The following is a 12,879-nucleotide window of genomic DNA, read 5'->3' on the forward strand; positions in this document are numbered from 1 at the left end:
AGTTATATCTTATTTTATTAATTTGAATAAAACACAAACATTTGAGGAATGAACTTTGACTAAAAGTATAGTGATATTTGAAGACCTTGAAAAATGTATCCAACTATTTAATGTTTTCAAAGAAAAGTCAGTATTGCTCCAAGAAGCTATATTAATTCCGCCCTCAAATGCGAAAATCTCCCCTGATAAAACTAAATTGCTAAACGAATCAGCCAATAATTTCATTAAATCTCAATTAATTGAAGAGATAAGAATCCTCAATCCTAAACTTGACCGGAAACTAAGGCAAAAAGATATGAGTAGATGGCTCATGCCGTTTGGTTTTATAGCTGGGATAGCTTTTACTAATATGACTAACTTATCTACTTTCAGCTTTCTTGGTTTAAATAACATAGGTGAAACGTTAATAGGAGGTCTCTTAGGAATGGGTTCAGGATATTTAGGAAGCGTTTTTTCTGCTGCAAGTATAAATCTAAATAGAAATAAAGAATTGAGATCAATTATTAACTTGAATAAAGAGGGTAAATGGCTTGTAATGCTTGAAAATCAAATTGGAACTGAATTACCTTGGGCTTTGATAAAGCAATCAGAAGCAAAAGATATAATTTTTTTAGAAGGCTGAATGATTGACTTAAAAGAAATCTTAATAAACTCAAACTACAAAGAAGAAACTGAGGAATTAATAAATATTGCTAACTTAGCTTACAAACACTGGGAAACTTATTGGACTGGATTTAACTCAACTTATGTTTGCGAGGAGATTTCAAAAGATTTTGAAAATTTAAATGATTTCAAATTTTTTGTTTATGGAGGATTCTCTTCCTCTCAAAGATCAAGAATAGCTTGCTTTAGAGGAGATAACATTCCTGAAGAGGATGCACTAAAAAGTAATTTTCCAGCTCAAGGGATAAAAATTAATGGCAATTTTTTATTTGATAATGCTACACAAGACGATTTTAGATCCCTCTTAATTGAAAATGGGGTACATAAAGTAAAAGTAGGCGATATATGGACTATTGGAGATAGGGGGGCACAAGGAATAATTGATAATTTAGATATTGAGCATCTAAATGAAAAGATTTTTTATTTGAGAGACGTAAAAGTAAAAATTAATTTAGTTGGTATAGATGAATTACAAATACCTTCTGGAAGAACAAAAAAACTTGTTAATACAGTAGAAGCTTCAACAAGATTAGATGCTATAGCTTCAGCAGGTTTTAGGATATCACGAACCAAAATCATTGAAAGGATAGAAAATGGAATGCTCAAATTAAATGGAAGCAAAGTTAACAAGCCAACTATTAATCTAAAAATTGGCGACAAACTAGAACTAGAAAATAAAGGATTTATCGAAATTCTAAATTTAGAAATCACCAAAAGAGAAAGATGGAAAGTTAAATTACTTAGAAAATGAAACATAACCTGCTATTTTCTTATAAGGGGGATTTAATATTCTTCAATTTGGGCGATTAGCTCAGTGGTAGAGCACTACCTCGACACGGTAGTGGCCACTGGTTCGAATCCAGTATCGCCCATTAAAACTTTGACGAACTAGCTTATATCCACATAAAATAATTTCATTTTTTAGATTATTAAAAAAGATGAAACTTAATCAAATAATTAATCTTCATAAGGGGCTCACAGCATTTGTAGTTATAGGTCTTATGATTTTTTTTGATAATTTTACAATCGCTCCCTACGTTTATTTAGCTCTGCATGGTACTTATGGATTACTTTGGCTTCTAAAAGAAAAGATATTCCCGGATCCTTATTTTAAAGAAAAAATCAATTTTTTAACTTCAGTCACTGGTTTTATTTTCCTTGGAAGTTACTGGGTAGCGCCATACATTCTTATTTCATCTCAGAAATCTGTTCCGAATATCGTAATAGCTGCATCTGTATCTATAAATATAATTGGTGTGTTTTTACACTTTGCTAGTGATGCTCAAAAATATTTTTCTCTTAAATTAAAAAAAGACCTAATTAAAGAAGGATTTTTCAAAAATATAAGGAATACAAATTATCTAGGAGAAATACTAATTTATCTATCCTTCGTAATCCTTTCAATGAGTTTCATTCCATTAGTAATTCTTGCAATATTTTTCTTTATAGTTTTTCTGCCAAGAATGATAAAAAAAGATAAGTCGCTCTCAAAGTATGATTCATTCAAAGAATACAAAAAGAAAAGTGGTCTTATTTTGCCTAAATTAAATGCTTGATAACAACTTACCAAGTTGGAGACAAGATTTAAAATCTTCTAGGAAAAAAGAGGGTAAATCACCCTCTAATAAATGGATACAGCTTGCAACAGTTAGCGAAAAAAATGAGCCAAGATTAAGAACAGTTGTTTTCAGAGGATGGCATAAAGATAGTTCAATGATTATTTTTACAGATAGAAGAAGTGAAAAAATTGGTCATTTGAAATCTAACCCTAATGCAGAAATATTATGGTTCTTTTTGAAAACCAAATCACAATATAGATTTAAAGGAAAAATACGTGAATTAAGTAATAACAAAAATTATTGGGATTCATTATCTGAAAAATCAAAATCTTCTTGGTATTGTGGATCTCCTGGAGAGAAAATAAACCCAAAAGTGCAATCTGCTTATGAAATATTATCCAATCTACCAAAGTCAGAAAATTTTGTAGTTCTAAATTTTGAAATCTATTCAGTAGATCTTCTTAAATTAGAACAGCCTATTCATAAAAGATATCTATGGGAAAAGATTAAGAAATGGGAAAAAACAGAAATCAATCCTTAAATATTTCTAAATTGTATATTTAGGTTGAAAAAGATGTATTGATCGGTCAATTTTTAAAAAGAAGTATTTTTGATATGAATTTTTCAGAAATTCCAGATAACCCTTTTATCTTTTTATCTTGGGTAACTGCTATAGGTCTTTTTATAAGTCTTTCTGAAGCAACGATTAAGATAAAACTCGAGAAGAGAAACAATTATCTTAAAAGGGTAAAACTGATTAACAGTCTTTACCCTAAAAAATTAGCTTAAATATCTGAGAGGATGTTAGCTTGAATATATTGGAATAAACCGCCTTTCTTTGATTCTTCTTTAATTTCAGATTCCTTAGAGGAAGGTTTTAATTTTGCTGAACGAATACTTTCTTCATCATCTTCTGATCTAAGAATTCTAATAATAACCTCATCTAAGGAGAAATTACCAGGACCTGTCAAAACAATTGAAGTTGCTGAAGCAAAATAAAGAAGTAAAAGCTCTAATAAAAAAATATTAAAACCTGAGGTAACAAGTGCGTGATATATAGCGACAGAAATTGTTCCTACAATAGCTAAAGCTCCAAATCTTGTAGCTAACCCGATAATTATTAACCAACTACCACCTATCTCTGAAAATGCAGCAATATATGATAAAAAGATTGGGAATGGAAGATGCAATGGTCTGACAAAAGCATCAGCAAAATTTTCTATATTTGCTAATTTCTCATAACCGTGATGAATAAGAACTGTACCAGTTATAACTCTAAGAATTAATAAAGCAGTATCTTTGCTAAACGACTTAGTAAGAATTGTTGAAAGCACTATAAAAAAATTATCCTTAAGTAAAAATAACTAGTCACAGATTTCATCGTGGATTAAACAGCAAAAGTCATACCTAATTAAGTATTTATACTTAGTTACCTAAAGAATTCTTTTTTCTAGTTAAGAATTTACTGCAGTTAAAAATCATTTTTTGAATAATTTTCTAATATTCTTTGATTTATTTCGGGAATGTTTTCTTTAAATTTAAAGAAGCCTTTTTTAGCAAATTTCCATGCGAATAAATCTACATCTCTGACGAGATTAAATATCTTCTTATTGTGTAAATTTTTGAACTTAATTATAAAGTCATAATTTTCTCCCACCCCAGGATAAATAATATCTATTTGATTAATATTTTCAAAGGTGAGTTCTAGTGAATTAGGCTCAATCTGTTCAACATTATCAAATTGCTCTGCAAATTCAGAGACCAATGCATGTTTAAATTTCAAAACAGATTCAGACAATTTAATTTGTCTTTGTTCATTCTTTAGAAGAATAATGAATACCTTTTTATAGCTTGGAAGTAAATTTTTAAGAGTTGCAACGTTCAGATCATTTTCAAACAAAATCAAATTATCTGATTTAGGATCCATATTATTTTTATAAATCTCATCTTCTAATGGAATTTGATCCAATTCCTCAATAGAAATTTGTTTGTTAATTATTTTTTCTACATTAAATCTATTATTTGAAAATTTTCTGAGGTTTGAAGATGAAAAAAGATATCGCTTCCCTTTAGTTTGTAATCCTGCGACCCATCTCCAACTAAGAAGATTAGATGCAGCATCACCATCAAAGAGATATTTAAAGAAAAACTTTGCTCCTAATTGCCATGGAAGGCCTAAATTAAATATCCAAGTACTCGCAAACCACATTCTTGTGTGATTATGCAAATAGTTATACTGCTTTAATTCAAGGACCCAAGAGTTAAAAAAATCTAATTCTGTATTTCCACTAATTGCATTTTCATACAGCTCATAATCAAAATCAAGATTTTTTTCTAAAGTAAAATATTGCCAAACTTTAGGTCTATTTTCCATCCACCCTTTCCAGTAAACTCTCCAAAATATTTCTTCAACAAATTTAGTTGAATTTTTGATTTTGTACTTACTTTTAATATCATTAATCAGATCATATTCCGATAATATTCTATGCGTAATGAAAGGTGATAATTTTGAAACTGAACCTTCATTATTTGGCCCAAAATCGAAATTTCTTAACTTTGAATAATCATTAATTTTGTATTTTGCAAAATTGTCCCAAACATTTTGAGCTTCTAATAAAAATGACATTTTTTTGATAACTATAAAAATATTTTTTGTTTATTGAAAAAAATTTGAAAAATTAGAGGTTAAATTTAGCTCACGATACTGAATTCAATTATTTACAGTAATTAGGTAATTAAGTTTTAATTAAATCTCTAAACAATTTGCAGGATTACTAAATGACTGCCACTATTTCTAGACCTACGATTTCTAATTGGGAAACATCTGATATTCCTAATCTTAATGGAAAAACTGCACTTATTACTGGTGCAAATAGTGGCCTTGGATATTACACGGCAAAGGCCTTAGCCGAAAAAAATGCCCATGTAATCCTGGCATGTAGATCACTTGAAAAAGCTAATAAATCTATTCAAAAGCTTAGAGCTTCAAATCCTGAAGGAATATTTTCTCCACTTGAATTAGATTTATCAGATTTAAATAATGTTGTTGAAATTCAACCCAAAATTTTTGATGATTTTGAAAATCTGGATTTACTAATCAATAATGCAGGCATAATGCACCCGCCTAAAACACTTAGTGCTCAGGGATATGAAATACAATTTGCAGTTAATCATTTAGCTCATATGCTTTTGACCCTAAAGCTTCTTCCAATTATTGAAAAAAAAGAGGAGTCGAGAATAGTAACGGTTACTTCTGGTGCACAATTTTTTGGCAAAGTTGGCTGGAAAAATCTGAAAGCAGAGAACTATTACAACAAATGGGAATCTTACTCCAATAGCAAATTGGCAAATGTAATGTTCGCATTGGAACTAAATGAAAACTTAAAGCCCAAAAATATACTTTCTTTAGCTGCTCACCCAGGGATAGCAAAAACAAATCTTTTTACTGCTCAAAAACCTAAACCTAGTCCAATCGAAACATTCTCCATGGAATTATTTAGCCCTATTTTTCAATCCGCTGAGATGGGTGCCTTACCTCAACTTTTTGCAGCTACTTCTCCAGAGGCAAGAGGCGGAGATCATTATGGTCCTAAATTTAATTTCAGAGGTTATCCAAAACTATCGCCTACTTCTCCTGTTGCCATTAATAAAAAAGAAAGAAAAAATTTATGGGAAAAAAGCCTTCAAATACTGAGTAATTTCTTATAAATTTTTCATTTTTACTAACTTTAGAAAATACTTCAATATATGTAACTCACTCTCTGAGAGTTTCATAAATTCTATTAAGACATCATAATTTTTTTCATCAATTTTTTTTGATAATTGAATAAAACTATCATGGTTTTCATTAACAAAGCGCTCAGCAATCTGAGATGGGGTTAAACCCTTTTCTATTAATTCACCTGGAGCATTTTTCTCCCACTTTTCATAAAACCAAGAGAACCAATATTTTGCAGTATTATCTTCCATTAATTAACTTTTATTTGGCGAATTCTATAAATACTAAAGAGTGATCTCATGATTGAATTAACCCTCAAACACATTTAATATAAATTCAATTATAAATTTAATGATAGATAATAATCATTTAAGAAAAAGAAAAAATATTAATCTTGTAATTGGATTAGGTAAATCTGGAGTTTGGGCTGCCAAGTATTTGAGAAGTATCGATAAGAGAGTAATTATTTGGGAAAGTAAAGATGGGAAAGAATTCTTAGAAATAAAAACAGAATTGGAGGAACTTAATATATTAGTTTCTCTGAATAAAGAATTTGTATTTAAAGAAATTCATCCCTTTATAAAAGAGATTGAATCTGTTGTTGTAAGTCCATCAATACCTTATGACCATGAAACTATTATTAAATTAAAAAAAAAGGGAATAAAAGTAATTGGAGAAATTAATGTTGCATGGGAAATTTTAAAAGAGACAAATTGGATAGGTATTACTGGCACTAATGGTAAGACTACTGTTACTCATTTACTAAGTCATATACTCTGCGAGAATAAATTATATGCTCCTTTTGCTGGAAATATTGGTACACCTTTATGTAAATATGCTTACTCCAAAAAATACGAAAAAATTGACTGGGTTGTAGCTGAATTAAGCAGTTATCAAATAGAAATATCTCCAGAAGTAAAACCTAATATAGGAATCTGGACAACCTTCACAGAAGATCATCTTGAAAGACATAAAACACTTGAAAACTATTTCAACATAAAAAAAAGCTTGCTAGAAAAATCAGATTTCAGAATTTATAATTATGACGATAAAAATCTAAGAAATCACTATAGTTCACTATCAAAAGGGGTTTGGATAACAACTAGTCTAGATAAATCAAATTTCATTCAATGCGATTATTGGATAGATGATCAAGCATTCATTATTGAGAGAGGAAAGAGACTATTCAAACTTGAACATTTTTCTTTAAAAGGAATTCATAATCTTCAAAATCTTCTATTAGTAATAGCAGCAGCAAGAAAAGTTGGATTGTCAGGAAAGAAGATTAAAGATTCTTTATCTAATTACAAACAATTACCGCATAGGATGGAAACAATTTACAAAAATAATGATCTGGAAATAATTAATGATAGTAAAGCTACGAATTTTGATTCATCTATTGCAGGAATAAATTCAATTGAAGGTCAAATAATAATAATTTCTGGAGGCAGATTAAAAGGCAATAAATACAGTGAGTGGGTACAAGTTTTAAAGCAAAAAGTTAAATGTATTTTTCTTTTTGGAGAAAGCTCAAAAGTCCTAAAGATGGCCCTTATTAATGAAGGATTTAAAAAAGATATTTTTGAATTTTCAGAACTCAAAGAGCTTTTAAATTTTGTTTTTCATTATTTACAAAATAATAAAGTTGGAACATTATTATTCTCACCATCATGCTCAAGTTTTGATCAATTTAAAAATTATGAAGAGCGAGGAGATCATTTCAAGAAACTAATAAGTGAAAAATTAAAGGTTAATTAATTCAGTTTTTATTTAAAGATCATTAAGTCATTTTCAGGTCGGTCATCACAACCGTCTCACCCCTAGCGAATATTCACTTAATTAGTTAGATTTTGACTATAAATTTATTACTAACAATGAGTGAATCTAACAATTTACCTCAAGCAATAAGTCATAAAAAATTAAGTTACTTAATGCTGAAGGCACAAAAAGATTCTCATTTTTCTGATGAATTAGCAGAAATAGAAAGTCCCGAAAAAAGAGAATTTGACGAGTTAATAAACAAATGGGAAGCTTCAACTAAGAAATTAATTAACGATTTATCAAAAAGAAAAGAGAATATACTAAAAGATAAATCACCAAATTCTTTAATTGCTCTTGGTGCTATGGAAGTTCACCTTAACATGGCTTTGCAAGCCTTAAATGCATTTAATAAAGGAGTTGATGAGTAATAGATAAACTATAAGGAAGGCATTGAAAATAAAAGAAAATCTAGTTTTTTTTCAGTCTCTATAGAAATATCATCATAATTAATAACTTCAAATCCCAAGCCATCTCCAGAAGAGAGACATATATTTGAATTAGTGTCTTTATTTTTTAATAAAAGATTACCTTCTATTATTTGTATCCAATTATATTTATCGATTTTTAATGGCAATTTTTTTTCTTTAATAGGTTTATATTTACAACGCCATAAAGATATATCTTGATTTATTAAAAGTTTATTTTTCAGATCTAAGTAATCAATAATGAGATTCTCACCTATGACATTTTTAAATGATGTTTGCTTGTAGACAGGTTTAAGATTATTTTTTTTGGGATAAATCCAAATCTGAAACAACTTGCAGGTCTCATTTTCTTCATTCTTCTCGCTATGAGAGATCCCAGTACCTGCAGACATAACTTGCACTTCATCTTCATGAACCTTTCCAAAGTTGTTTAACGAGTCTCTATGCGTTATTGCTCCTTTTGTTACGACAGTAATTATTTCCATATTTGAATGAGAATGTGAATTAAAGCCCGCATTCGGAGAAATAATATCTTCGTTTATAACTCTAATATTCCCAAAATTATCCCATTTTGGATCTCTATGCTCTGCGAAAGAAAATGAATGTTTCGAACTTAGCCATTCTCTACTTGTGCTAAATCTATCTTGAGATTTCCTTATTTTAATAATTTGCAAAGACACTAATGCTTAGAAATAAATATTTAGATTATTAGTTAGACAAATATATTTTGGGGATAATCAATGACGAATAAGTAATTTTATTTATTGGTTAATTTTACTTTGTGCTTTATTTGCTTTATAGATTATTTTTTTTGCTTCTTCTCTTGTAGAACATTTTTCTGCCTCAACATTTAAATTTTTTAGTTTATTTATTTGCTTTGAAACTTTCATATAAAGTTTGAATTAACAACTAGAAATTAACACATATTTAATGGAAAAGCTAAAAATAATAGATTGCATTTCAGCCTTGTTACCTAAAAATAAGATTGAAGGATGGAATTATCGGAACAGTAGAGAGGATGTATTGGATTATCTTTGATTGTTTTCTTAATAAGAAGCGGTCCAAGAGGTTTATCAAAATTATTTTTCCTAATTGAATTATATTCCATTATTTTTTTTGATATTTTTTTATTTCTATTTAAAAATTTCCCTTTGTTACCCCAACCCATCCATAAATCACAATTTTTATTTTCAGACCAGTGTTTTAAGTTTTTATAAATATGATTATTGTTTAGATAACCAACAGGGTTTTTGTGATTAAAAAGTTTTTCTGGATTACTTGAAATAAGAGCAAATAAATTTATTAATTTTACTTTGCCATAATTATTGTTTTTCAAAATTTTGATTATCTTTTTTGTTGTATTATCCAAGAAAACTGCATCTGATAATGAAGGATTTAAACCAATAAAAATAATTTCTTTTTTAGATTTAGAAATCTTATAGCTTAAACTCCATCTATATTGTTTGTTCTGACTTATTAAACAATTTCTTTCTAAAAATAAATTTTTCAACCTAAACCTACACCTCTAGCCATGAGAGTTGCAAATAAAGGTATTATTGAAAAGCCTACTAACTCGGTCGTGATGATGAGTCTAAACCTCTTAACAAGGTTCTCAGAAATTTCAGGTAATTTATTCTTACTCAATGGAATTGCCCATAAAATATATGTTGTTGTTGGGTATAAAGAAAGTAATCCTACCAAAATGTAAAGAGAAACCTTTATCCAAAACACAGGATTACCTGTATAAAAATCACCGCCTTGTCCAAAATACTTAACACGCAATATACCAGTAACTAATATTGCAACTCCTGCCAAACCATAAACCACATCTGCAATTATCATTGAGATCGTTTCATTTCTATTAAGACCTACTTTGAGAGTCAATCTTTCAAACAAAAGAGAACCAAAGCACAAAATAATTCCCAAATAATGAACATATGCTACCAATGCACTTTTAGCTAATTCGCCTGTTAATAAAGTTCCTAATAACATTTTCTAGTCAAAATTTATACAATACTAACCACCAAATAAAGAATTTGTTTAGAAATAGATTAATAACTTAAAAGCAAGGTATTGAATTTAAGCTAAGACTCTAAATACCTTTTTTGACCATCTTCAAAAAAATCCTTTTTATTCCATACTTCGATTACATCAGGGAAATGTTTTTCCATGCAATTATCACAAACCCCATGACTAAATCTAATATCACTAATTTTTGAAAGATATTTTTCCAAATGCATCCAATCTCCCTCCTTATTTTTTACTTCTCTGCAATATGAACATACAGATAAAATCCCTTCCTGTTTATGCAAATTAGACAATGCATCTAGCAAGTTTAATGACTTTTTTCTAAGCTCTAAGAATGAAACTATTTGCCTGGATAATAATTCCATGATGTTGAATTGTTGTGTAGTTAGATTTCCTGGCTTTCTGTCTATTACACAAAGAGTTCCAAGCTTATTACCATCACTAGTTTTTAGGGGGAAACCTGCATAAAAACGAATCTTTGGGTCTCCTGTTACCAATGGATTATTTATAAATCTTTCATCTTGGAAAGCATCATGAATAATTAGTGGACTATTTTCTTTTATTGCATGGGTACAAAAAGACCAATCTCTTCTAGTTTCTGATATTTGAAGTCCAACTTTGGACTTAAACCATTGTCTATCTTTGTCAACCAAAGTCATTAAAGAAATAGGCACATTACAAGTTGCAGCCGCAATTTTTGTAATATCGTCATAACATGATTCTGGCTTGGTTCCCAAAATTCTATATTCTGCTAAAGATTTTAATCTTCTTTCCTCATCTTCTTTTTTTGACACAAGATTCTGCATTAATCTTCACCAATTAATTAAAACTTTAAAATTAAAGTTTCTTCAAAAAACTTTTTCCGTCTAATACTTAATAAAAAAAAGATAAACTTATTGATTTGTTACTTATTGATTTAACTTTGAGACTGCCATCCCAGCGATCCATCCACTTGTCCAACAATGTTGAAAATTAAATCCACCTGTAATCCCATCAACATCTAAAACTTCTCCAGAAAAATATAATCCTGGGCAAATTAAGCTCTCCATAGTTTTAAAATTAACTTCATTAATTTTTACGCCTCCAGAAGTAACAAATTCCTCTCCAAATGGTCCTTTGCCCGAAATTATATATTTATCCCGCATAAGAGTATTTATCATTTTGTCTCTTTCATAAGCCATTAAATCAGCCCACTTTTTCTCTTTATCAATGCCTATTTTATTTAATAAAAAAATCCATAATCTTTTTGTTAATAATGAAACCGGTCTACTATTTATTAAATTTACCTTACCTTTATTTAATCTTAAAAAATTAATTTTTTCTTTCAACTCCTCATAACTTAAAAATGACCATTTAATGATTAGGTTGAATTTATATTTTTGGCTAAAAAGTTCCCTTGCTGCAATTGATGAAAGTTTTAACACCGCTGGTCCACTAAAACCCCAATGAGTAATAAGTAAATCTCCTCTGTTTTGAAAGGTCTTGTTATTTAATTTAATTTCAATATCTATACCTTTTATCGATACGCCACTACATTCATCTAAATTTGGTTCTTTTGTGGAAAAAGTAAAAAGTGATGGTACTGGTTTAACAATACTGTGGCCAAGATTTTGAGCCAATTTATACCCGCTGGGGTGACCTCCAGTAGAAAGAATAATATTTTTTGTAATTACCGTTTCTTCTTTAAGACTAAAAATTTTAAATATATTATCTGGAGTTTTTAAAATTTCCTTCACAAAACATTTTGTTAATATCTCTACATTTTTTGATAAAGCACTTTTTCTCAAGCACTCAATAACATCCGAAGAAGAATTTGACGCTGGGAATACTCTTAGATCTTCTTCAATTTTTAATTTCAAACCTTTTTTCTCAAACCAATCAAATACATCTCCTGAAGCAAAACGGTTAAATGATTCCAATAGCTGAATACCACCTCTGGGATAATTCTCAACTAGTTCATTTGGTATCCATGTTGCATTAGTAACGTTACATCTTCCACCTCCACTAATCCTTATTTTCTCCATAAGTTTTGAAGTCCCTTCTAAAATTATTATTCTTTTGACTCCATTTTCAGCAGCAGTTATTGCCGTCATGAAACCAGCAGCACCACCTCCTACAACTGCTAAATCATAAGGTTCCAAAAACTTATCCTGCAATATTTCCTAATCTAATAATAGCAAGGAGATACCAAGAAAAATTATTCCAAAAAACTATAAAAAATATTTAAAAAACATAATTAAATCCTTAATAAATAGCTTCAATTAACTAATGTCTTGAATTTTTTTAAAAAATCAACGCAGTCGTTATTTTTATGCTCTATTTTAATTAAATGAGTCTAATATTTTCTTACGTTAAATATTCTGAGGCCAGCTTTCCTATGACTGGCCAATACACCGCTCTTCTTTTAATTACCTCTATTATTTGGGTTTTACTTTGGTTTGGATATAGGCAAAACAAGATAAATGATGAGATCAAGAAAAAAGAAAAAGATGAAAGAATTAATGCAAAAGTTCAAAGAAGAAAAAAATTAGAAAGTCTATACCCTATTAGAAAAAAAACAGTTTAAAATAAATAGATTATTTTTAGAGTAAATATGAAAACAAATAATTTTAAATCTTTAATTCAGTACTTACCAGGGATCTTGATTCTTATTTATGTATTCTTT

The 12,879-nt window shown here is 29.1% G+C and carries 17 protein-coding genes and 1 tRNA gene; 9 read left to right on the forward strand and 9 right to left on the reverse strand.

Features of this window, described 5'->3' with window-relative positions; translation table 11 throughout:
* The first annotated feature begins 55 nt into the window (after positions 1-55).
* The 5 genes from PMT9312_RS07505 to PMT9312_RS07525 all read left to right on the forward strand — a co-directional run bounded on the left by PMT9312_RS07505 (position 56) and on the right by PMT9312_RS07525 (position 2,763).
* Positions 56-622: a hypothetical protein gene (locus PMT9312_RS07505; RefSeq protein ID WP_011376997.1), complete on the forward strand. Its 567-nt coding sequence runs from the start codon at positions 56-58 to the stop codon at positions 620-622.
* Positions 623-1,414, forward strand: coding sequence for a photosystem II S4 domain protein (locus PMT9312_RS07510; protein WP_011376998.1), 792 nt, complete (start codon positions 623-625; stop codon positions 1,412-1,414).
* A gap of 49 nt (positions 1,415-1,463) precedes the next feature.
* Positions 1,464-1,535, forward strand: a tRNA-Val gene (locus PMT9312_RS07515).
* A gap of 66 nt (positions 1,536-1,601) precedes the next feature.
* Positions 1,602-2,219, forward strand: coding sequence for a DUF1295 domain-containing protein (locus tag PMT9312_RS07520; RefSeq protein ID WP_011376999.1), 618 nt, complete (start codon positions 1,602-1,604; stop codon positions 2,217-2,219).
* A complete protein-coding gene (locus PMT9312_RS07525; RefSeq protein WP_011377000.1) occupies positions 2,212-2,763 on the forward strand; it encodes a pyridoxamine 5'-phosphate oxidase family protein in 552 nt (183 codons plus the stop codon). The genes PMT9312_RS07520 and PMT9312_RS07525 overlap by 8 nt, the downstream gene beginning before the upstream one ends.
* 244 nt (positions 2,764-3,007) lie before the next feature.
* Here PMT9312_RS07525 and PMT9312_RS07535 read toward each other — a convergent pair whose 3' ends face one another.
* Positions 3,008-3,556, reverse strand: a complete 549-nt coding sequence (locus PMT9312_RS07535) for a DoxX family protein (RefSeq protein ID WP_011377001.1) — start codon at positions 3,554-3,556, stop codon at positions 3,008-3,010.
* A gap of 137 nt (positions 3,557-3,693) precedes the next feature.
* A complete protein-coding gene (locus PMT9312_RS07540) occupies positions 3,694-4,848 on the reverse strand; it encodes an FAD-binding domain-containing protein (protein WP_011377002.1) in 1,155 nt (384 codons plus the stop codon).
* A 152-nt stretch (positions 4,849-5,000) separates the two neighbouring features.
* Here PMT9312_RS07540 and PMT9312_RS07545 point away from each other — a divergent pair, with 152 nt between their 5' ends.
* Positions 5,001-5,930 carry an oxidoreductase gene (locus PMT9312_RS07545; protein WP_011377003.1) on the forward strand — a complete coding sequence of 310 codons (930 nt, stop codon included), beginning with the start codon at positions 5,001-5,003 and terminating at the stop codon, positions 5,928-5,930.
* Here the strand turns inward: PMT9312_RS07545 and PMT9312_RS07550 are convergent.
* Complete coding sequence (locus PMT9312_RS07550) at positions 5,925-6,191, reverse strand: hypothetical protein (protein ID WP_011377004.1); 267 nt, start codon at positions 6,189-6,191, stop codon at positions 5,925-5,927. The genes PMT9312_RS07545 and PMT9312_RS07550 overlap by 6 nt on opposite strands.
* Before the next feature lie 100 nt (positions 6,192-6,291).
* Between PMT9312_RS07550 and murD the strand changes: the two genes are divergently transcribed.
* Positions 6,292-7,698 carry a UDP-N-acetylmuramoyl-L-alanine--D-glutamate ligase gene (gene murD / locus PMT9312_RS07555; protein ID WP_011377005.1) on the forward strand — a complete coding sequence of 469 codons (1,407 nt, stop codon included), beginning with the start codon at positions 6,292-6,294 and terminating at the stop codon, positions 7,696-7,698.
* A 116-nt stretch (positions 7,699-7,814) separates the two neighbouring features.
* Complete coding sequence (locus tag PMT9312_RS07560; protein ID WP_011377006.1) at positions 7,815-8,129, forward strand: hypothetical protein; 315 nt, start codon at positions 7,815-7,817, stop codon at positions 8,127-8,129.
* Positions 8,130-8,137: 8 nt separating this feature from the next.
* Here the strand turns inward: PMT9312_RS07560 and PMT9312_RS07565 are convergent, their stop codons facing one another.
* The 6 genes from PMT9312_RS07565 to PMT9312_RS07585 all read right to left on the reverse strand — a co-directional run bounded on the left by PMT9312_RS07565 (position 8,138) and on the right by PMT9312_RS07585 (position 12,355).
* A complete protein-coding gene (locus PMT9312_RS07565) occupies positions 8,138-8,866 on the reverse strand; it encodes a pirin family protein (RefSeq protein ID WP_011377007.1) in 729 nt (242 codons plus the stop codon).
* 81 nt (positions 8,867-8,947) lie between these two features.
* Complete coding sequence (locus PMT9312_RS10065; RefSeq protein ID WP_263890847.1) at positions 8,948-9,076, reverse strand: hypothetical protein; 129 nt, start codon at positions 9,074-9,076, stop codon at positions 8,948-8,950.
* An 83-nt stretch (positions 9,077-9,159) separates the two neighbouring features.
* Positions 9,160-9,696 carry a DUF1643 domain-containing protein gene (locus PMT9312_RS07570; RefSeq protein WP_011377008.1) on the reverse strand — a complete coding sequence of 179 codons (537 nt, stop codon included), beginning with the start codon at positions 9,694-9,696 and terminating at the stop codon, positions 9,160-9,162.
* Complete coding sequence (locus PMT9312_RS07575; RefSeq protein WP_011377009.1) at positions 9,693-10,178, reverse strand: DUF2214 family protein; 486 nt, start codon at positions 10,176-10,178, stop codon at positions 9,693-9,695. The genes PMT9312_RS07570 and PMT9312_RS07575 overlap by 4 nt, the downstream gene beginning before the upstream one ends.
* Before the next feature lie 92 nt (positions 10,179-10,270).
* Entirely contained in the window at positions 10,271-11,020 is a 750-nt protein-coding gene (locus PMT9312_RS07580) for a GAF domain-containing protein (RefSeq protein WP_011377010.1), read from the reverse strand.
* 102 nt (positions 11,021-11,122) lie between these two features.
* Positions 11,123-12,355, reverse strand: coding sequence for an NAD(P)/FAD-dependent oxidoreductase (locus tag PMT9312_RS07585; RefSeq protein WP_036924043.1), 1,233 nt, complete (start codon positions 12,353-12,355; stop codon positions 11,123-11,125).
* A gap of 188 nt (positions 12,356-12,543) precedes the next feature.
* Between PMT9312_RS07585 and PMT9312_RS07590 the strand changes: the two genes are divergently transcribed.
* Positions 12,544-12,780, forward strand: coding sequence for a hypothetical protein (locus tag PMT9312_RS07590; RefSeq protein ID WP_036924045.1), 237 nt, complete (start codon positions 12,544-12,546; stop codon positions 12,778-12,780).
* The last annotated feature ends 99 nt before the right edge of the window (positions 12,781-12,879 follow it).

Source organism: Prochlorococcus marinus str. MIT 9312 (assembly GCF_000012645.1).
Classification (GTDB): domain Bacteria; phylum Cyanobacteriota; class Cyanobacteriia; order PCC-6307; family Cyanobiaceae; genus Prochlorococcus_A; species Prochlorococcus_A marinus_L.